The organism is Friedmanniella luteola, from assembly GCF_900105065.1.
Classification (GTDB): domain Bacteria; phylum Actinomycetota; class Actinomycetes; order Propionibacteriales; family Propionibacteriaceae; genus Microlunatus; species Microlunatus luteolus.
The window spans coordinates 3,445,361-3,464,924 of record NZ_LT629749.1 but is presented as its reverse complement, the minus strand read 5'-3'; the positions used below and the strand labels follow the sequence as shown (position 1 = coordinate 3,464,924).

Sequence of the window (19,564 nt, the reverse complement as noted above, 5' to 3'; positions counted from 1 at the left end):
CAGGAAGCCGCTGAGGTGGAGGATTCCCGGAGCCGGCCCGGGAGGTGGTGGACTGGGCCGGTGACGACCCGCGGTACCGAGCACCCCGACTCCGACCAGACGTCGACGGTGCGCCCCGCGGGAGCTCCGGCAGCGCCGGCGGTGTCCCAGCGCCGGCTGGTCGTCGGGGTCTGCGCCACCATCGTCGCGGTCGCCTTCGAGTCGATCGCGGTCGCGACGGCGATGCCCGTGGCCGCGCGCGACCTGGACGGCTTCGACTACTACGCCTGGTCCTTCTCCGTGTTCGTCATCGGCATGCTGTTCGCCACCGTGGTCGGCGGTCGCCTGGGGGACCGGATCGGACCGGCCAAGCCCCTGCTGGTGGGGCTGGCGGTGTTCGCCGTCGGCCTGCTGGTGGCCGGTTCCGCGACGACGATGGGCCAGCTGATCGGCGGCCGCTTCGTCCAGGGCCTCGGCGGCGGGGTGCTCAACGTGTCGATCTTCGTCTGCGTGGCCCAGGTGTTCGGACCGCAGGACCGGCCGCGGATGTTCAGCTACATCTCGACCGCCTGGGTGCTGCCCGCCTTCGTCGGCCCCCCGGTCTCCGCCTGGTTGACCCACCAGCTGAGCTGGCACTGGGTCTTCTTCGCGGTGCTGCCGCTGGTCGTCCTCGGCGGGGCGCTGGTGCTGCCGACGATGCTCCGGCTGATGCGCTCCTTCGAGCCCACCGTCCCGGCTCCGGGCGCCCGCCCGCCCGCGCCGCTCTGGTCCGCCGTCGTGGTGTCGCTGGCCGCCGCCGCGCTGCAGCTGGCCGGGCAGCGGCTGGACCTCGGCGGCCTGGCGCTGCTCGTCGGCGGCCTGGCCGGCCTGGTGGCCGGCCTGCCGCGGCTGATGCCTCCGGGCTTCCTGCGGTTCCGGCGGGGCATCTCCGCGGTCATCGTGGTCCGCGGCCTGCTGCCCGGTGCCTTCTTCGGCGGCGAGGCGTTCATCCCGTTGATGCTCGTCGAGCAGCGGGGCGTGGCCCTCGTGCTCGCGGGTGCGACGCTCACCGTCGGCGCCGTCGGCTGGACCACCGGCTCCTGGATCCAGTCCCGGCCCTGGCTCCGGCTGCGGCGGGACCGGCTGATCACCGTCGGCTGCCTGTCCGTGGCCCTCGGGCTGGCCTCCGTCGGCACCCTGGCGTTCCTGCCGGTCGTGCCGTTCTGGCTCGCCGGCGTCGGCTGGGTGTTCGCCGGCTTCGGGATGGGCCTGTCGGTCTCCAGCACCTCGCTGGCCGTCATGACCCTGTCCGAGGAGGCCGAGCAGGGCCGGAACGCGTCCTCGCTCAACCTCTTCGACGCCCTCGGGTCCAGCGTCTTCGTGGGCATCGCTGGCTCGCTGTTCAACGCGCTGCGGCCCGGCGGCGACCTGCCGCTCACCTTCGGTGTGCTGCTGCTCACCATGATGGTGATCGCGGTTCTCGCCGCCCTGACCAGCCTGCGGATCGGCGTCGTGCGGAACGAGTTCGCGCCCCGCTGAGGGGCCCTCGACGCGCGCGCGGGGTGCGGGACCGGCCGCCCTCAGGTCCTAGACTCTGGGGAATGTCTGCCCGGCCCGATCCCGCGTCCCCCGCGGGGGCTGCCGCAGCCATCGCCGCTTCCGGGCTGCCCCCGGCCTTCCCCGCCCGAGCCGCCTGGGGCACCGCCAAGAGCCTCCGCGCCTGGCAGGCGGCGGCGCTGCAGCGGTACTTCGACGAGGACCCCCGCGACTTCCTGGCGGTCGCCACCCCGGGCGCCGGCAAGACCTCGTTCGCCCTCGCGCTGGCCCAGACCCTGCTGACCCGCCGCCAGATCGACCGCATCATCATCGTCGCGCCGACCGAGCACCTGAAGACCCAGTGGGCCGAGGCCGCGCACCGCGTCAACCTCGCCATCGACCCGAGCTTCGGGGTCAAGCAGGGCCGGACCAGCCGTGACTACCAGGGCATCGCGCTGACCTACGCCGGCGTCGCCGTCAACCCGCTGGCCCTGCGGATCCGCACCGAGGGCTTCAGGACCCTCGTCATCCTCGACGAGGTGCACCACGCGGGCGACGCCCTCAGCTGGGGCGAGGCCGTCCGGGAGGCCTTCGAGCCGGCCGCCCGACGGCTGATGCTGACGGGGACGCCCTTCCGCTCCGACACCAACCCCATCCCGTTCGTCCGCTACGAGGCCGACGGCGCGGGCGTGCTGCGCTCCAAGGCCGACTACGGCTACGGGTACGGGGAGGCGCTCGCCGACGGCATCGTCCGGCCCGTGCTCTTCATGGCCTACTCCGGTGACCTGCACTGGCGGACCAGCGCCGGCGACGAGATCTCCGCCCGTCTGGGCGGCCCGCTCACCAAGGACCTGGCCAGCCAGGCGCTGCGGACGGCGCTGGACCCGCAGGGCTCCTGGATCCCCGCCGTCCTGAAGGCCGCCGACACCCGGCTCAGCGAGATCCGCGCCCACGTCCCCGACGCGGCCGGCCTGGTGATCGCCACCGACCAGACGGCGGCCCGGGCCTACGCCTCGCTGCTCAGGTCCATCACCGGCAGCGCGCCGACGCTGGTGCTGAGCGACGAGCCGCAGTCGAGCAAGAAGATCTCCGCGTTCACCGAGGGCGACGCCCGGTGGATGGTCGCGGTCCGGATGGTGTCGGAGGGCGTCGACGTGCCCCGGCTGGCGGTGGGGGTCTACGCCACCTCCACCGCGACCCCGCTGTTCTTCGCTCAGGCCGTCGGCCGGTTCGTCCGCGCCCGCAGCAAGGGCGAGACGGCCTCGGTCTTCGTGCCCAGCGTGCCCAACCTGCTGCTCTTCGCGTCGGAGATGGAGAAGGAGCGCGACCACGTGCTGCGCTCCCCGAAGGAGGTCGACGAGGCCGACCTGCTGGTGGAGGCCGAGCGGACCGAGAGCGAGCGGGACCTGCCGGAGGGGGAGTTCACCGCCCTGGGCAGCGAGGCCGACTTCGACCGCGTCGTCTTCGACGGTGCCGACTTCGGGCTCACCACCCAGTCGGGCAGCGACGAGGAGATGGACTACCTCGGGCTGCCGGGGCTGCTGGAGCCGGACCAGATGAAGGACCTGCTGCGCCGGCACCAGGCCAACCACCTGTCCCGGGCGCCGCGCGAGGCGGCGACCGAGCAGGCGCCGTCGGCCAGCACGCACGAGGAGCTCCGCGCCCTGCGCAAGGAGCTGAACGGCCTCGTCGCCGCCTGGCACCACCGGACCGACCTGCCGCACGGTGTGGTGCACGCCCAGCTGCGGTCGTCCTGCGGGGGTCCGCCGACCGCCATCGCCAGCGCGGACGAGCTGCGCGAGCGGATCGAGCGGATCCGCGCCTGGGCCGTCACGGGGCGGCGCGCCTGAGGGCACCGCCGGCCCGGACCTCGGGCCGCGGTCAGAGGCCCGCCTGGGCCAGGTCCGCGACCCGGTGCTCCCAGATCCAGTCCACCCCCTCCTGGGCGCGGTCCTGCAGGTAGTCGAGGTCGACCGCGTTCCCCAGCAGCAGGAGCCGCCGGAGACCGGGATCGGCCACGGGCCGCAAGGGCACCCGGGGCACCAGCCGTCCGTGCGGGTCCACCCGCAGGTCCCGCGGCCAGACCTCCTGCAGGGCCACCAGCCGGGGACCCCGACCCGCCGGGGCGACGAGCAGGTCCGCCTCCAGGCCCCGGCCGCCGGCCGCCGGCTCGACCCGCTGCGGCCCGAAGCGGAACGACCCGGGAACCAGCGCGGGGGTGGAGCGGGTGCCGGGCTGCTGGGTGTAGCCCCGGTCCTCCAGCCAGCTCCGCAGCAGGGTGCGCCGGTGGTCGCGCAGGGCCTGCCGCAGGATCTGGTCCGCGACGGCGTCGCAGCGCCGGTCGGCGACCAGCATCGTGACGTGGTCCCGGTCGGCGGCGGTGCGCCCGGCGCCCACCAGGACCGGGTCGACGCAGTGCGTCAGCACGCGGCAGATCCGGCCCAGCTGGGCGTCCAGGTCACCCGAGGAGATGCTGCTCGGCAGGCGCCCCTGCTCCAGCGCGTGGATCACCGGGCGCTCGGCCCGGGCGAGCTCCGCGAGCCGCTCCCGCGCCATCGGCGGTGCTGTCGTCATCCGCAGCGTCGCGAGGTGCTGCGGTCGGCGCCGCAGCAGCGCCGGGGACAGCGCCTGCAGGCCGTCGGTCTCGTCGAGCAGGGCCGTAACCTCGTCCCGCGCGGCCTCCCGGGCCACGCGGTAGGCCAGCCGGCCCCCGGTCGCGTACCAGGCCTCGAAGGCGAGCTGGGCCGCCGTCAGGTCGGGTCGCCACCGGGCGGGTGTCCCGCTGTTGATCATCGTGCCGCTCCTCCGTCGCGTCGCGTCGCACTGCTCCGTGTCGGGGCCTCGTCCCGGCGCGCGACCGCGCAGGGTCGCCCCGGCCGCGTCGGGACGCAGCCGGGATGCGGCCCCTCGTCGGGAACCCATCCTCAGCGGCTCCGGGACGACCTGACGGGCGTTCGGGTGAACGTTGGATAACGCTTGTCGTGGCCTCGGGGGAGCCCGCCGGACACCTGTGGTTTGTCTGTGTGAGGCAGGACACCTCATCGGGCATAAAACTCACCTGAGAGATCGACCGTTGAAGGTTAGAGTTTCGGCAACGGTGTCAACGGGGGTTGGGCACCGCAGCTGGAGCGAGGACGTGCGGCCCGGACAGGGTGGCGTGCCGGCCCGGCGAGGGACGGGGTGGTCCCGCAAGAACCCCCGCGGGGACTTACACGGGGGATTCAGATGTTTCGACGCAACACCACCGCGCCCACGATCACGATCGTGGTGCCGGTGAAGAACGAGGCGGCCAACCTGCGCGAGGTGCTGCCGCAGCTGCCGGCCGTGCACGAGGTCATCCTCGTCGACGGCAACTCCGTCGACGACTCGGTGGCGGTGGCCCGCGAGGTCCTGCCCGCCATCCGGGTCGTCCGGCAGACCCGCAAGGGCAAGGGCAACGCGCTGGCCGCCGGCTTCCTGGCCGCGACCGGCGACATCATCGTCATGTTCGACGCCGACGGCTCGGCCGACCCGGCCGAGATCCCGGCCTTCGTCCAGGCCCTGGTCGACGGCGCCGACTTCGCCAAGGGCTCGCGCTTCGCGGCCGGCGGCGGCAGCGAGGACATCACCCGGCTGCGCTCCGCGGGCAACCTGGGGCTCAACCTGGTGGCCAACCTGGCGTTCCGGACGAAGTTCTCAGACCTCTGCTACGGCTACAACGCCTTCTGGCGCGACCTGGTCCCGCAGCTGGACCTGCCCGCCCTCGAGCTGCCGGCGCCGGAGTCGGGGATGCTCTGGGGCGACGGCTTCGAGATCGAGACGGTGATCAACTGCCGGATGGCGGCCGCGAAGGTGCAGATCACCGAGGTGGGCAGCGTGGAGCTGTCCCGCATCCACGGGGAGAGCAACCTGCGCACCTTCTCCGACGGCTTCCGCGTGCTGCGGACCATCGGGGCCGAGTACCGCCGCGCCCGTCGCCAGGGCCGGCAGACCGACGTCATCGGCATCGAGGCCGCGCGGAGCTACCTGCACCCGCGCACCGACCTGATCGAGGACGCCTCGCCCGTGCTCGTCGCCGTCCCCGCCGGGGAGCAGACAGCCTGAGGGCCCCTGAGCCGACGTGCCTGAGCGCAGCCATGCCGCTCGGCACGTCATCGGCCGCGCCCCGGCCCCCCCGGCTGCGCGGGGACCTGCCCCCAAGCCAGGTCCGACGAGGGTCCGCTGTGCAGAGGCGGACCCTCGTCCCGTACCCCTCGCCGGGCCAGGGTGCGCGTGGAGCGGGCCGGTGCCCCTGAGCACATCCGGCCGGTCCGGGCCGTCGTGGTGCCGTGGTCGGTCGTCGCCGTGGTAGAACCGGACATGCCGATCGTGGTCCGACGGCGGGGCACGGCTGCCGAGAGGCGGACGCCCGGTCCAGGACCGAGGTGCTCGGGGGAACGGGCGTCCACCTGGACGCGTGCTCAAACAGTCTGCAACCCGAGAAGGATCCTCCCCATGACGTCTGTCACTGCCGCTGTGGTGGTGTGCGCCTACACCCTCGAACGCTGGGACGACATCACCGAGGCCCTGGCGTCGGCTGCCCGCCAGGATCGAGCGCCCGACGAGCTCTGGCTCGTCGTCGACCACAACGACGAGCTGTTCGAGCGAGCCGGACGTGAGCTCGTCGCGGTGCACCCCGAGCTGAAGGTGCTGCCCAACCTCAGGACCCGGGGACTCTCCGGAGCCCGCAACACCGCTCTCGAGCACGTCACGACCGACATCGTCGTGTTCCTGGACGACGACGCGGCTGCCGCGACGACGGACTGGCTGGGACGGCTTCTGGAGCCCTACCGCGACGAGAGGGTCATCGCCGTGGGGGGGTCGGCCGTCCCGCGGTGGCCCGAGGGTCAGGGACGACCGCGGACGCTGCCGGTGGGCCGCGGGACCGCCCGTGGAGAGCTGGACTGGGTGGTCGGCTGCACCTACCGGGGGCAGCCGGAGACGCAGCAAGGCGTCCGCAACCTCATGGGGTGCAACATGTCCTTCCGGCGGGAGGTCTTCACCGCGGCCGGGGGTTTCGGCGAGCACCTCGGACGCGTGGGCAAGACCCCCCTGGGATGCGAGGAGACCGAGCTCTGCATCAGGGCCCAGCGGACACGCTCGGGCAGCTCCATCATCTTCCAGCCGACAGCCGAGGTGCGTCATCACGTCAGCCTCGACCGGCTGACGTGGCGGTACCTGCTGCGTCGCTGCTATGCCGAGGGTCTGTCGAAGGCGGCCGTCTCCCGGATGGTGGGTCAGGACCAGGCGTTGAGCACGGAGCGTCGCTACGCGTCGCGCGTGCTGCCCGCCGCCGTGCTCCGAGAGGTCGCCTCAGCCGTCAGCCCGGGACCGGGGCACCGCGGTCCTCACCTCCACGGGGCCGCCGCGGTCGTCCTCGGTCTTGCCGCCACCACGATCGGCTACGTGCGGGGTCGGGCGAGCTCGCTCGACGCGGCCGCAGCACCCGTCCCCGTGCTGCGGCTCCACGACCGCGCGCCCACGGAGCCGGCTTGAGGCCGGGGGAGCGGGCATGCCCCGGCTCGAGCCGGCCAGACCGCGACGGATCCGCGCCGGGGGGTGCCGGCTCCTGGTCCTCGCCGCGCTGCTCAGCGCGTCCGCCTGCGCCACCACCGGTCCCAACGTGGCGGGAGCAGCGGTGGTGACCGCATCCTCGTCCGAGACGGCTGCCGGGCAGACGCCCGATCGGGCGGTGGACGGGATGGTCGGCGGCGACCCGACCAACCCGACGACGGCGTGGGTGTCGAGGACGACCGACGGGAGCTGGCTCGAGCTCCGGTGGCCGACCCCGCAGACCATCGACCACGTCCGTCTCCACGACCTCCCCAGCGACCAGGACGGGATCACCGCAGCCTTGCTGACCTTCGACGACCGGAGCGCGGTGCGCGTCGGCGCCCTGCCCAACGACGGCGCCGGCCTGACCGTCCGCTTCGCCCCGCGGACGACCGCCACCCTGCGGTTCAGCGTGGAGCAGACCGTGCCGGGGACCGCGCACGCGGGACTCGCCGAGATCGAGGTCTACACGACGGACCGCTCGACGGCCCCTGCGACGACGGCAGGGCCGGCCTGCCCGAGAGGATCCGTGGTGGACGTCCTCGCCCACGCCGACGACGACCTCTTGTTCATGAGCCTCGAGCTGCAGGCTGCGCTCGAGGCCGGCCAGTGCCTGCGGACCATCATCCTCACCGCTGGCGACGCCGGGCTCGGGCCGGAGTACTGGCGGGAGCGGGAGGCCGGGTGGAAGGCCGGGGTCAGCGAGCTCGCCCAGGTCCCCGACCAGTGGACCAGCACCGAGGTGGACCTGGCCGGGGGGTCGGTGACCCTGGAGACGTTGCGGGCCGACCCCCGCGTCACCGTGTACTTCGTCCGCCTCCCGGACGGCAACCTGGACGGGTCCGGGTTCCCGGCGCACGGCTCCACCAGCCTGGCCCAGCTCTGGGACGGAGACGTGGATGCCGTGTCCACGGTCGACGGGACCTCCACCTACTCGCGCTCCGACCTCGTCGAGGTGCTGACGGCCCTCGTGGACGACGCCGCCGCCACGGAGGTGAACACGTTGGACCCCCGTCGGAGCCCGACGGACCACAGCGACCACCGCTCCAGCGCCCTGTTCGCGCGTGCGGCGCTGGACGAGGTGACGGCGCGCCCGCAGGTCACCGGCTTCCGGGGGTATCCCATCGCCGAGGAGCCGTCGAACGTGGGCGGGTCGGCGCTCAGCCGGAAGAGGACGGCGTTCTGGGCCTACGCGGCTCATGACGACCTGACCTGCGGCAGTGCCCAGGCGTGCGAGGGCAAGCCCGAGTCCGCCTGGCTCACCCGCGAGTACCGGGTGCCGCAGTGAGCCCCGAGTCGAGCACGACCGCGCCGCGGCTCGCGTGCGTCGTGCTGGCGCACGCCGACCCGCGGCACGTCAGGCGGCTGGTGGCGGCCCTCGACCCGTTCCCGGTCTTCCTGCACTGCGACATCTCCGCGCCCGAGGCGGTCTTCGCGGAGATGACGTCCGATCTGCCGGCGCGCTGCCGGGTGCTGCCCCGGATGCGCACCGGATGGGCACGCTGGGAGAACGTGGCCGCCGAGCTGGAGGGGTACCGGGCGGCCCTGGCGACGGAGGCCACCCACGTGGCGGTGCTCACCGGCAGCGACTACCCGTTGGCCTCGACCGACGAGATCGACGCGCTGCTCGCCCGCCATCCCGGCCGGTCCTTCGCGCGGTACCACCCCTTGCCCTATGACCAGTGGGGTCGCAGCGGCGGGATGGACCGGCTCCGGTACCGGCACTGGGTGAGGGGGAAGCGGATGCTCCGCCTCCCGGTCCCGCGGCGGCTGCCCCGGGGCCTGACCTTCGCCGGCGGCTCGCAGCTGAAGGTGCTGGCCCGCGAGCACGCGGCGGCCGTGCTCGAGGTGGCTGACCGTCGTGCCGACCTCGTCCGATTCTTCCGGCGCAGCTGGATCGCGGACGAGAGCTTCGTCGGGACGGTGCTCTCCACGCCGAGCCTCGTCCCGGGATGGGACCGGGAGCACGTGGCGAGCTGGCTCTGGTACATCGGCTGGGACGGGTCCAGGCGCAAGAGCCCGCCCTGGCTGGGACGCGAGGACTGGCCGGCCCTGGAGCGGCACGCCCGTTCGTCGGAGGGTGGGGTCCACCCGGTCTTCGCGCGGAAGTTCTCGAGCGACCAGGACACCGGGGTGCTCGACCTCATCGACCGCGAGCTGCGCCACGCAGAGCCCGGGGAGGTGTCATGACGGTCCCGGACTCGAGCGCCGAGGCGGGGGCCGGTCTGCCGCCCAACCCGGCTGCGGCTGAGATAGGGCTCACGGAGGGGTCCAACCGGCAGTCGGGCCTCTTCGGCCGTGGTCTGCTCTACGTCGTCGTCTTCTCGTTCCAGACGTTGGCGGCGACCATCGTCTCGCCCGTGCTGGCCCACCTGATCGGGCCGGAGGAGTTCGGCCGCCTGGCCTCGGCGATCGCGCTCTACCAGCTGCTGAGCGTGCTGTGCGTGCTGGGGCTGGACCAGGCGCTGGTGATCCAACGGGCCGAGGACGGCGACAGCCGGTCCGCCCGGTCCCTGATCGCCATCAGCTTCGCCCTCACCACCGCCGTCGTCCTGGTCACCGCGCTCACGTCCCCCCTGTGGAGCGAGGCGTTCGGGTTCACGTCGTCCTCCTCGTTGCTGGTCGCGACGTTCCTCTGGACCGGCCCGGGTGCCGCGGTCCAGGTCATGCTCTCCATGCTGCTGTCGGAGGACCGGCTCAAGGTCTTCACCGTCGTCAGCGCCATCTCCGCCATCGGTGGACAGCTGGTCGGCGTCCTCCTCCTGGTGCTGGTCAGCCGGGACGCCACGACCTACGCCTGGGGCGGGGTGGCCAGCCAGTTCGCCGCCATGGCGATCGGCATCGTGATCACCCGCCCTCGCCCGCGCGGACTGCTCGACCTCCGGTTGGCCCGGCGGGCGCTCACGCTCGGAGCCCCCCTGGCGGTGGGGGCGATCGCGGCCTTCGTCCTCAACGCGGGCGACCGGATCGTGATCCAGCGGTTGCTCGGGCCCGCCGAGGTCGGCAGGTACCAGGTCGCGTACACGGTCGGCTACGTCGTGGTGCTGCTCATGGTGTTCGTCAGCCAGGCCTGGACGCCCCGCTTCGCGGCCATCCGTGACCGGGAGGAGCGGCTGGCCCTGGCCGAGACCGCCCGGAACGAGCTCTACCGCCTGCTGCTGCCGCTGGTCCTCGGGATCAGCCTCGGCGCCCCGCTCGCGCTCCGCGTGTTCGCCCCGGCCAGCTTCGCCCCCGAGACCCTGACGCTGGTCGTCTTCCTGGTCGCGGTGTCGGCGTTCCCGGTCGCCGCCAGCGGGGCCAGCGGCCGCGAGCTGATCACCCTGCGTCGCGGCAGGTCGATCGCGGCCGTCGCCTGCATCGCCGCCGTCGTCAACATCGGTCTGAACCTGCTGCTCGTCCCGCGCTTCGGCATCGAGGGCTCGGCCGCGGCGACGGTGCTCGCCTTCGGCCTGACCGCGCTGCTCCAGGCGCGGTGCCTGCCGCGGTCCCCGCGCTGGCCCCGCACGTCCGGCCGGATGGCGCTGGCCATCCTGGGCTGCTGCCTGTTCGCGGCGGTGACCACGCAGCTGCCGCAGACGTCGGGCTGGATCATCGCCCGCATGGTGCTCGGCCTGGCGTGCGTGCCGTGGCTGCTGCACCGGCTCCGGATCGCCCGCAACCCGCCGCCGGAGATCGCATCAGCCCCCGGAGCGGAGTCCTCGACCGCCGACGCCCTGCCGTCCGGCCGGCCGACGGAGGGCTGACGATGACCACCGATCCACGAACTCAACCGGAGGAAGGTGCTGCTGTGGCGGCCACTGCTGGACCTGGACCCATCCGCATCGAGATGGTCGATCTTGAAGGCCCGCTGCCCGATCTCCGGGTGGAGGGAGACGTCACCCAGGTCTGGGTGGTCGGGCGGAGGGCCGGTGTCCCGCAGCTCATCGTCGAGGTGGACCTCAGCGAGGGTCCCGAGGCCGTCGCTGAGCAGCTCCGACCGATGGCGGAGTCGGTCGGCGCGCTCGGCCTGCTGCCCGGCGGCGTCGACGAGTCGGCTCTGCCGCGGATCTCCGTCGTCGTCCCCTCGATCATCGCCCGCACGGATGAGCTGCGCACCTGCCTCGACGGGTTCGGGAGCCTCGAGTACCACGACTTCGAGATCATCCTCGTCGACAACCGGCGCGAGCTGCCGGCCGACGACCCTCTGCCGGGTCTGCTCGCCGGGCGGGAGGGGGTGCGGTCCGTCCGAGCACTGCGGCCCGGGATCTCGGCTGCCCGCAACGCCGGCATCGCGGCCGCCACGGGCGAGATCGTGGTGTTCACCGACGACGACGTCCACGTCGACCGCCGGTGGCTGCGGGCGCTGGGCGAGCGCTTCGTGCGCCAGCCGGAGCTGGAGGCCGTGACGGGACTGATCCTGCCCGCCGAGCTGGAGACCCCGGCGCAGATCTTCTTCGAGCGGTACTACGGGGGCTTCAGCGGCGAGCGGACCTTCGCCCCGCTGACTCTGACGGCCACCCGTCGTCCCCTGGGTCGGAGCCGGGTCGTCGTGCGTGACGTCACCGGCCACGAGGTGCGCACCTTCGCCATCTACGGCGTCGGCGCCTACGGCGCGGGCGCCAACATGGCCTTCCGCAGATCGACGCTGCAACGCCTCGGCGGGTTCGACCTCGCCCTCGGGACCGGGACCCAGGCGCGCGGGGGCGAGGACCTCGCCACCTTGATCGACGTCCTCTGGGACGGAGGCTCGATCGGGTACGAGCCGGCGGCCGTGGTGCACCACAAGCACCGGCGCGAGTACGACGAGCTGGTGCACCAGCTGCGCGGCAACGGGCTCGGGTTCACCGCGATGCTGACGTCGCTCGTCCTCCACGACCCGCGCCATCTCCTGGCTCTGGGCGGTCAGCTGCCCCTGGCCCTCCGTCGGATGGGGAGCCAGACGCTCGCCCGGCTGAGCGGTCGGCGCGCCGGCGCCGAGGAGGCCGCCGGGGGCCCGGATCTCTACCCGAAGGAGCTGGTGCTCCGCGAGCTGCAGGGGATGCCACTGGGGCCCTCGGCCTACGTCCGGAGCCGGCGGTCGGCGACGCGCTGGTCCGCCGAGCACCCTGAGGTGGCGGAGGCGGAGAGGTCGAGTGCGCTCGGGGCCGCTGGGACCAGGCGCTGATGGCCGACCGGTTGGCGGAGCTGGCGGGTCACCTCCGTCAGGACGCCCGCATCGCGGGCTCCCACCTCCTCCTCACCGTCCTGGGGGGGTCGATCTACCTCCCGCCGACGGTCCGGAAGCTGATCTACCGCCGTGCCGGCGCTCCGGTGGAGTCCCCGCCCGGGTTCGGTTTCCGGTTCGCCGGCCGTCCCGCCAACCTCCGCGTGGGCCCCGACGTCTACTTCAACCAGCGCGTGTTCATCGAGGCCGTCGGACCGGTCGTGATCGGCAGCGGCTGCGCGTTCGGGATGGAGGTCATGGTGGTGACCAGCCACCACGAGCTCGGCACCGACGGGCGGTGGTCGATCGAGGCCACGGGTCGTGGGGTCACCATCGGCGACCGGGTGTGGGTCGGTGCGCGGGCGATGATCCTGCCGGGGGCGGTCGTCGAGGACGACGTGGTGATCGCCGCCGGGGCGGTGGTGACGGGCCGGTGCCGCTCCGGCGGGGTGTACGCCGGGGTCCCCGCGCGTCGGATCCGCGAGCTCGTGCCCGCACAGGCCCCGCCCCGGGCCTAGCGGCGGTACTGCTGCAGGACCCCCTCGAGGGCGTCGACGTGGGCCTCCGCCGGGAAGCGCTCCGCCACCCACCGCACGCAACGGTCCTGCAGGTCGGGGTCGCGCGCCCGCCAGCCCAGCGTCGACACGAGGGTTGCGGCGAGCGCCTCGGCGTCGCGCGGTGGGACCAGGAGGTGCGCCATCGGCCCGGTGAGGAGCTCTCCGACGGCGCCGACGTCCGACGCGACCACGGGTCGTCCGGTGCTCAGCCCTTCGAGCACCACCCGGCCGAACGCCTCGGGCAGCCAGCTGGGGAAAGCCACGACGTCGCTGGCGTGGAGGAAGGGGACCACGTGGTCGGTGATCGGGAAGCGCCGGTAGGACGAGACCGGCAGTCGTCGGAGCTCCGCCTCGACCGCTGCATCCGGGCGGCCGGAGCTGGCGTCGACGAGCACCAGGACCGCTGCTGGCTCCGCGGTGAGGACCTCGTGCCACGAGGCCAGCAGCGTGAGCAGGCCCTTGCTCGTGGTCATCTGCCCGTAGGACAGCACGACGGGCACCCCGGGCTCCAGGCCGAGCTGTCGGCGAGCCTGGTCCTGCTCGGTGATCCCTCCCGCCGGGTACACCCGGGGGTCGACCGCGTTGTGGATGCGTGTGATGCGTTCCGGGGCCACCCCGCGCTCGATGTAGCTGTCGCGCACGAAGTCCGACACGGCGATGAAGTGGGCGACGCCGGCTCCTGCGACCCTCATCCTGCGGTAGACCGGTGGCCCGTGCAGATGGGCGACGACCGGCGCACCGGCTGCGCGCGAGGCGACCTGGGCCCACACCAGGTGCTCGGCCCGGTTCAGCCACACGACGTCCGGCCGCTGCTGTCGCACCCAACGGGCGGACCGCCGGAAGCCCGCCAGGTCCCGCACCGCGTGGCGAGGGGAGAAGTCGAACGCGTAGGGACCGGCCAGCTCGCTGCCGAGGGACTCGTAGGCGGGACGCAGGCTGCCCTCCTCGCTGAAGGCCAGGTCGACCCGGTGGCCGCGGGCGCTGAGCGCGCGGCTGTCCTCGAGCGTGCAGATCTCCACCCCGCCCAACGGATCCAGGCTCCTGGCGTGGGCGACCACGTGCAGCGGCGGGCCCGCGGCCGTCCCGTGGCGGTCGCCGACGCCCGCGATGGGATCCTCGGCCCTCACGAGTCGGCTTGGCGCGAGGCCGGCGTGGTGGACGGCCCGGTGCCTCGCGCGTGGTCCTCGTCGACCCGGACCAGACGAGCCGGGTTGCCCACGACCACGCCGCCGGCCGGCACGTCAGCGAGGACGAGGGCGAGAGCCCCCACCCGGGCCCGGTCCCCGACGTGCAGGGCGCCGACCACGACGGCACCGGCGCCGAACTCGACGCCGTCGCCGGCACTGGCGACGCCCTTCTCGCTGCCGTCACGCCGGACGACGTTGCCGATGGTCACGTTCTGGCGCAGCACGCAGTCGGCTCCGAGCCGCACCCCCGGGTTGAGCACGATGCTGTGGGGGTGGAAGACACGCAGCCGAGGTCCCACTTCCAGCTCGGCGGGCAGCTCGACGCTGCAGACGAGCGAGGTCACCAGCCGGTACACCACGTTGAGCCGGCGCCCGGTGGCGCCCCAGCGTCGGTGAGACCACTGGGCGAGCCTGAACCAGGCGAGGATCAGCTGGGAGTCGCGGTAGCCGTCGTTGACCTCCCAGTCCTGGAAGACCCATCGACGCAGCTCCCGGGCCGTGCCGGTCTGCGGGTTCCTCATCCACCACCTCGTCGGTCCGCTCGGCCCCCGGAACGCGCTCATGCTAGCGCGGGTGTTCCCCGCGCGGCCCCGATCAGGGCGACGACGCCCCGGGAGCCTCGGGAGAGCCACTATCCTGGGTGCCGGCGCGGGGGAACCGCGTCGTCCATCCTCGGGGGGCACACGATCGCGCGCTCGGCCGACACCGTCGTCAACCGGCGATGGACCTGGCTGGCGGCCGCGGTGGTCGGGCTGCTGGTGGTCATGGTGCTCCTGCCCCGCTACATCGACCCGAGGACGAGCTTGCCGGTGGACGACCTCCCGGGCTGGCGTCAAGTGGTCGCGGAGGACTTCGACGCCGAGGTGCCCCTCGGTGGGTTCTCGAGCTCGCCCTACAGCCCGGGGTTCTCGGCCTACGACGGCTTCGCCGACACCTTCGGCCATGGTCGCTACGACCCGGCCGAGGTGCTGTCGGTCCAGGACGGGTCCCTCGACTGGGACCTCCACACGTCCGAGGGGGTCCACCACGTCGCCGCGGTCGTCGTCACCGTGCCCGGGAGCGGCTGGGGCCAGACCTACGGCCGGTACTCGGTCAGGTTCCGCAGCGACGCCGTCCCGGGCTACAAGCTCGCCTTCTTGCTGTGGCCCGACACGGACCGCTGGGGCGAGGGCGAGATCGACTTCCCGGAGGCGCACTCGCTGGACTCCGACGCGGAGATCGTGGCCAACCTCTACCGCACGGGCGACGGGGCCGACACGCCCGGCACCAGTGCGGGCTTCGACAGCGGCGTCGCCGTCGCGGACAGCGGCTGGCACGTCGCGACCGTCGAATGGCTGCCGTCCAGCCTCACGTTCGAGCTCGACGGCGTCGTCCTCGGCACCAAGACCGCCGGGGTGCCGAGCACCTCCATGCACTGGGTCCTGCAGGTCGAGACCGCCGAGTCCGGCCCGGACGACTCGGCCCGGGGCCACGTCCAGGTCGACTGGGTGGCGGCGTGGTCACCGGAGTGAGGTCTGGTCAGCGCAGCTCGTAGATCCGCACGGCACCGGAGTCGTAGACCTGCCGGTCCTGGGCCTCGGCGCCGATCCGGGCCTCCAGCGCAGCCAGCTCGCCGGGAGCGTAGGTGCCGTGCTCGGTGTCGTAGCGGTACTGGTTGTCGGAGAACACCACGAAGAGCCGGTACGGCTCGCCGGGGTCGGACAGGTCGGCCGCGATCCGCCGCAGGTCCTGCTCCTCGAGGGGCTGGGGGAAGTAGCGCTTGTAGTCCCCGAGTGAGCCGTCGAGGCTGAGGTTGTCGTAGCGGGGACCGACCAGCAGCGGGAAGGCCGGCGAGGTCGTGAGGACGACGTCGCCGCGGCGCACCTGGCCGTCGATCCACTGCGCTGCGACGACGTCGGACCGGGGCACCCGGTAGTCAGCCTCGGGCTGGAAGTAGCTGAGCACGAACAGAGCGGTGAGCACCCCCACGAGGGTCGGCAGCACGACGCGGGTCGGCAGACGCGGGGCCCGCTCGGTGGGCCAGAACGCCCAGGCAGCGGCCATCGCGCACCAGGGGAGCGAGAACAGGTAGACGCGCAGGCGACCCTCGCCGCCGTAGGACTGGCCCGCCAGCACCAGGACAGGGGCCACCATCAGCCAGGCCACGACCAGGGCGGAGCGGACGCCGCCCCAGCGGACGCGGCGCACGAGGCCGACCAGCGCGGTGAGGTAGACGACGGCGGAGATCAGCTGGGTCCCTCGCGCCTGCCAGACCGCGCCGGGCAGCAGGGTGGAGCGGTCGACGGCCGAGTACACCGCGTTGGCGACGGGGTCGAAGCCGCTGAAGAGTCCGAAGTGGGACTGCACGTAGTCCAAGTTGGGCACCAGGTAGGCGAGCGTGATGACGCCCATCCCGACCACGAGGAGGACCGGTCGCAGGTAGCCCAGCACGAACAGCGGGCCCAGCGCCAGCAGGATGAGGTAGGGCGTCAGCTGGTGGCTGGCCACCACGGCGGTGAAGGCGCCGAGCACGGCGACCACGACCCAGGCACGGTGCACCAGCGCCGGGGACCCCAGGGCGACTCCCAGACGGTCGTCCGGAGCTCCGTCGACCGCCGGCCGCGCACGCAGCACTCTGCCGACCGTGCGCTCCAGCCACAGGCCCAGCCGCCCGGGCGGGCGGCTCATCGTCGTGATGACCATCAGGCCGATGAAGAGGTAGAGGGTGTAACCCAGGGCCTGGGGCGCGAAGTAGTTCTGCGCCACCCAGTTGGTGGTGCAGAAGAGGGTGGTCGCCGTCCAGCACCAGCGTCGGTCGCGGGAGAGGGCGCGGGTGAGGGTGAGCACCAGCAGTGCGTCGACCAGGGCGAACCCGGGTTCGGCCAGGCCGGCCCAGTCGACCGGGTCCTGCAGTCCCATCATCTCGCCCAGCTGGGCTGTGAGGGCGAAGAAGCCCGGCCAGCGCTGGTAGATGTCGATCGCGGGGTTGACCGAACCGTTCGCCTCGAGGTAGCGCGTGACGGCGATGTGCTTGTAGACCCAGGGCAGCCGCGGCGCGTCCTCGATCAGGGCCGCCGTGCCGTAGAGGATGAGCACGACGAGGGCGAGATGGGCGGCCATCCAGCCGTCGCGCAGCGGTCGCCGGCTGAGCAGGCCGGTCACCACGCTGCCCAGCGCCAGGACGAGCGCGACGAACCAGGCGACCGGGAAGGCGGCGAGGAGACCCCACTGGTCGAGGTTGCCGGTTCGAGTCTGGCGCAGCGCCACCAGCCAGAGCCCGGCAGCGACCACCAGGAGAACACCGAGGACGACGTCTGCGGTCCAGCCGGGGCGACCTCCGGGGGGCGTCGACGTGGCCCGGACCGGCGGTTGCGCCTCGGTGGGACGGGTTGCGGCGGTCATCGCTGCCCCCGGGTGACTCTGACCCAGTGGCGGCCGAAGGAGACGATGTCGTCGACGTCGACCGGGGTCCGCAGATCGGGCGAACAGCGCCGAGGTGCGCCATCCGGTCCGGTCACGCTGGTGCCGTTCGCCGACCCGAGGTCGACGACGTAGAGGTGGGCAGCGTCGAGCTCGAACCGCAGGTGCGAGCGCGAGACCGTCCGGGTGTCGTCGCCGATGCCCAGAACCCGGCCCGCACGACCGTCGGGGTCACGGCCGATGAGCAGCGAGTCGGTCACCTCGACCACCCGGCCGTCGTCGAGCACGACCGCCCAGGGCCGCTCGACCAGGGGTGCGGCGTCGGGGGCTGTCGTCTCGACCGCGCCGGCGGGTCGGACCCTCGACGCCGGGGGAGCCCCTGCGGCCGACCGCAGCTCTCGGACGAGGATGACGCCGGCGCTGAGGGCGAGGACCGTGCAACCGGCCACGACGGGGTGCCACGTCCTGGTCCAGATCATCGCCAGCGCCACGAGCGTCTCGACGGCGAGGCTCAGGGACACCGCGGTGGCCGCCCGGACCCATCCGTCGACGGCGCCGACCCAGGGCAGCAGGGCCAGTCCTGGGGCGCTCAGCAGGGCCGCGGCGACGACGACCGCCCGCACGGGACCGGACACGTCAGCAGCGGCGAGGACGAGTGCGACCAGCGCGAGGAGAGCCACCACGAGCGAAGCCCTGCCCTCGCCGCGGGCGATGTCGGACGGCGGTCTCCACCGCGCAGCTGCCGTGCTCAAGGCGATCGTCACTCCTGTCGCTCGTTCCGAGGTCCCCGAGCGCCGCGATCACCGCCGACCTGCGGAGCGGTCCCGTCGCCGTTCGGCGGGTCGCTCACGTGGCCCAGTATGACCCACCCGCCGGCCGTGACGGCCGTCCGCACCAGATGTCAGGGCGCGTACGCGTACATCGTCACCCAGTCGACCTGGACATGGCCGCTGACGGCGCTGCTCGGGGAGGGCCCGCCCACCGCTGTCTCGACCTGCAGCACCGGGTGGAAGCTCGTGGTCGGGACGCCCGTGGTGAGTGTGCCCAGGGCCTTGCCGTCGAGGTAGTAGGTGAGCTTGTTCGGAGACCACTCGGTCGTCGCGACGTGCCAGCCGGAGCCCGCGGCGTCGGTGGTCGTCCTGAAGCCCGTGCTCGGACCCGGGGTGCCGGTCGCCGTGTTCCCGCGCTGGTAGAGGTTGGCGTAGATCCTGTTGCCCTGCTCGAGAGAACCCACCTCGGGGAAGTCCACCTCGCCCTCGCCCCAGTTGTCGGAGTCGGGCCAGAGCATGAACGCGAGCTTGTAGCCGGGCAGCTGGTCGCTCCGGAACCGCACGGAGTAGCGGCCGTACCGCTGGCCCCAGCCCGTCGAGGGGTTGATCGGCACCATCGCTGCGACGTTGTGCTGTCCGCCGGCGGTGTGCACGTACCAGTCGAGGGCCCCGCCCGTGGTCGACATGACCGCGGCCGGGTTGTACCGGCCCCGGCCCGAGGTGTCGTTGTAGCCGGAGTAGGAGTACCAGCGACGGCTGTACGCGGGGTTGGACAGCAGGGACCCCCGCCCGGCACTGGTCGCGAAGTCGTCCTTGAAGACCTGCCGCCATCCCGGGAGGTCACCCGTGGGCATCGTCCCCGTCGTTCCCGCCAGGGCGCCGCCGACCGTGAAGCTGACGACATCCCCGACCGCGGACCACTGCGTCCCGACCTGGACGCATGCGAAAGCGACGTAGGAGCCGGCGCTGAAGGACCTGCTCCCCGAGTAGGCGGTGCCCGTCGTCGTGATCCGGGTGTTCTGCTGGTAGGGGAAGTCGACGACGGCGCCCGCGCTGCTGCGGGCGCAGACCGTGAAGCGGGAGGCCGTGACAGCAGGCGACGCCTTCAGCGTGACCCGAGCCGTGACGGAACTCCCGTTGACCGTCGTCCCCAGACCAGAACGGGTGAAGCTGCTGGCCGCCTGCGCCGGGTCGGCGGCGGAGGCCACGAGCAAGCCGGCGACGGCTGTCCCCAGCATCCGGGGCCAGAGCCGCCCACGTGGTCGGGCAGGACGCTGCGGGTCGGTGCTCGTCATCCAATCGCTCCCTCGAGTGTGGAAGACCCGTGTTGCTGCTCGAGCAGCACTGCTTCGCTTCGGCACAGCCGCTTCCGTGGACAGTGTGTCGACCGGCCATGGCGATGTC

The 19,564-nt window shown here is 73.0% G+C and carries 16 protein-coding genes; 10 read left to right on the top strand and 6 right to left on the bottom strand.

What is annotated here, in order from left to right:
- Positions 1-60 precede the first annotated feature (60 nt).
- Positions 61-1,497, top strand: a complete 1,437-nt coding sequence (locus BLT72_RS16355; protein ID WP_157720540.1) for an MFS transporter — start codon at positions 61-63, stop codon at positions 1,495-1,497.
- A gap of 62 nt (positions 1,498-1,559) precedes the next feature.
- Positions 1,560-3,344, top strand: coding sequence for a DEAD/DEAH box helicase (locus BLT72_RS16350; protein WP_091414107.1), 1,785 nt, complete (start codon positions 1,560-1,562; stop codon positions 3,342-3,344).
- 31 nt (positions 3,345-3,375) lie between these two features.
- Here BLT72_RS16350 and BLT72_RS16345 read toward each other — a convergent pair whose 3' ends face one another.
- Complete coding sequence (locus BLT72_RS16345) at positions 3,376-4,287, bottom strand: XamI family restriction endonuclease (RefSeq protein ID WP_157720539.1); 912 nt, start codon at positions 4,285-4,287, stop codon at positions 3,376-3,378.
- 432 nt (positions 4,288-4,719) lie between these two features.
- Between BLT72_RS16345 and BLT72_RS16340 the strand changes: the two genes are divergently transcribed.
- The 7 genes from BLT72_RS16340 (at position 4,720) to BLT72_RS16310 (ending at position 12,765) form a co-directional block, all read left to right on the top strand.
- Positions 4,720-5,577, top strand: a complete 858-nt coding sequence (locus tag BLT72_RS16340; protein ID WP_091414102.1) for a glycosyltransferase family 2 protein — start codon at positions 4,720-4,722, stop codon at positions 5,575-5,577.
- A 390-nt stretch (positions 5,578-5,967) separates the two neighbouring features.
- Positions 5,968-7,008, top strand: coding sequence for a glycosyltransferase family 2 protein (locus BLT72_RS16335; protein ID WP_091414100.1), 1,041 nt, complete (start codon positions 5,968-5,970; stop codon positions 7,006-7,008).
- Positions 7,009-7,024: 16 nt separating this feature from the next.
- On the top strand, positions 7,025-8,353 hold the full coding sequence (locus tag BLT72_RS16330; protein WP_091414098.1) for a DUF7402 domain-containing protein: 1,329 nt from the start codon (positions 7,025-7,027) through the stop codon (positions 8,351-8,353).
- Positions 8,350-9,255, top strand: a complete 906-nt coding sequence (locus BLT72_RS16325; RefSeq protein WP_091414096.1) for a beta-1,6-N-acetylglucosaminyltransferase — start codon at positions 8,350-8,352, stop codon at positions 9,253-9,255. The genes BLT72_RS16330 and BLT72_RS16325 overlap by 4 nt, the downstream gene beginning before the upstream one ends.
- Entirely contained in the window at positions 9,252-10,808 is a 1,557-nt protein-coding gene (locus BLT72_RS16320; RefSeq protein WP_091414094.1) for a lipopolysaccharide biosynthesis protein, read from the top strand. The genes BLT72_RS16325 and BLT72_RS16320 overlap by 4 nt, the downstream gene beginning before the upstream one ends.
- An 83-nt stretch (positions 10,809-10,891) precedes the next feature.
- The gene (locus BLT72_RS16315) at positions 10,892-12,208 is read left to right on the top strand and encodes a glycosyltransferase (RefSeq protein WP_157720538.1); all 1,317 of its coding nucleotides are present in this window, start codon (positions 10,892-10,894) and stop codon (positions 12,206-12,208) included.
- Positions 12,208-12,765 carry an acyltransferase gene (locus BLT72_RS16310; protein ID WP_091414090.1) on the top strand — a complete coding sequence of 186 codons (558 nt, stop codon included), beginning with the start codon at positions 12,208-12,210 and terminating at the stop codon, positions 12,763-12,765. The genes BLT72_RS16315 and BLT72_RS16310 overlap by 1 nt, the downstream gene beginning before the upstream one ends.
- Here the strand turns inward: BLT72_RS16310 and BLT72_RS16305 are convergent.
- Positions 12,762-13,931 carry a glycosyltransferase family 4 protein gene (locus BLT72_RS16305; RefSeq protein ID WP_091414088.1) on the bottom strand — a complete coding sequence of 390 codons (1,170 nt, stop codon included), beginning with the start codon at positions 13,929-13,931 and terminating at the stop codon, positions 12,762-12,764. The two genes, BLT72_RS16310 and BLT72_RS16305, sit on opposite strands and share 4 nt — an antisense overlap.
- Positions 13,928-14,512: a serine acetyltransferase gene (locus tag BLT72_RS16300; protein ID WP_091414086.1), complete on the bottom strand. Its 585-nt coding sequence runs from the start codon at positions 14,510-14,512 to the stop codon at positions 13,928-13,930. Before BLT72_RS16300 ends, BLT72_RS16305 begins: the two co-directional genes overlap by 4 nt.
- A gap of 288 nt (positions 14,513-14,800) precedes the next feature.
- Between BLT72_RS16300 and BLT72_RS16295 the strand changes: the two genes are divergently transcribed.
- On the top strand, positions 14,801-15,502 hold the full coding sequence (locus BLT72_RS16295) for a glycoside hydrolase family 16 protein (protein WP_157720537.1): 702 nt from the start codon (positions 14,801-14,803) through the stop codon (positions 15,500-15,502).
- Between the two features lie 7 nt (positions 15,503-15,509).
- Here BLT72_RS16295 and BLT72_RS16290 read toward each other — a convergent pair whose 3' ends face one another.
- The 3 genes from BLT72_RS16290 to BLT72_RS22315 form a co-directional block, all read right to left on the bottom strand.
- Positions 15,510-17,372 carry a hypothetical protein gene (locus tag BLT72_RS16290; protein WP_157720536.1) on the bottom strand — a complete coding sequence of 621 codons (1,863 nt, stop codon included), beginning with the start codon at positions 17,370-17,372 and terminating at the stop codon, positions 15,510-15,512.
- On the bottom strand, positions 17,369-18,073 hold the full coding sequence (locus BLT72_RS16285; protein ID WP_091414080.1) for an FHA domain-containing protein: 705 nt from the start codon (positions 18,071-18,073) through the stop codon (positions 17,369-17,371). Before BLT72_RS16285 ends, BLT72_RS16290 begins: the two co-directional genes overlap by 4 nt.
- 218 nt (positions 18,074-18,291) lie before the next feature.
- Positions 18,292-19,455: a glycoside hydrolase family 16 protein gene (locus tag BLT72_RS22315; protein WP_157720535.1), complete on the bottom strand. Its 1,164-nt coding sequence runs from the start codon at positions 19,453-19,455 to the stop codon at positions 18,292-18,294.
- Between the last annotated feature and the right edge of the window lie 109 nt (positions 19,456-19,564).

Coding starts and splice junctions, on each gene's coding strand:
- BLT72_RS16320 (WP_091414094.1), top strand. CDS start 9,252: ATGACGGTCCCGGACTCGAGCGCCGAGGCGGGGGCCGGTCTGCCGCCC.
- BLT72_RS16310 (WP_091414090.1), top strand. CDS start 12,208: ATGGCCGACCGGTTGGCGGAGCTGGCGGGTCACCTCCGTCAGGACGCC.
- BLT72_RS22315 (WP_157720535.1), bottom strand. CDS start 19,455: ATGACGAGCACCGACCCGCAGCGTCCTGCCCGACCACGTGGGCGGCTC.
- BLT72_RS16315 (WP_157720538.1), top strand. CDS start 10,892: ATGGTCGATCTTGAAGGCCCGCTGCCCGATCTCCGGGTGGAGGGAGAC.
- BLT72_RS16330 (WP_091414098.1), top strand. CDS start 7,025: ATGCCCCGGCTCGAGCCGGCCAGACCGCGACGGATCCGCGCCGGGGGG.
- BLT72_RS16300 (WP_091414086.1), bottom strand. CDS start 14,512: ATGAGGAACCCGCAGACCGGCACGGCCCGGGAGCTGCGTCGATGGGTC.
- BLT72_RS16290 (WP_157720536.1), bottom strand. CDS start 17,372: ATGACCGCCGCAACCCGTCCCACCGAGGCGCAACCGCCGGTCCGGGCC.
- BLT72_RS16350 (WP_091414107.1), top strand. CDS start 1,560: ATGTCTGCCCGGCCCGATCCCGCGTCCCCCGCGGGGGCTGCCGCAGCC.
- BLT72_RS16335 (WP_091414100.1), top strand. CDS start 5,968: ATGACGTCTGTCACTGCCGCTGTGGTGGTGTGCGCCTACACCCTCGAA.
- BLT72_RS16340 (WP_091414102.1), top strand. CDS start 4,720: ATGTTTCGACGCAACACCACCGCGCCCACGATCACGATCGTGGTGCCG.
- BLT72_RS16345 (WP_157720539.1), bottom strand. CDS start 4,287: ATGATCAACAGCGGGACACCCGCCCGGTGGCGACCCGACCTGACGGCG.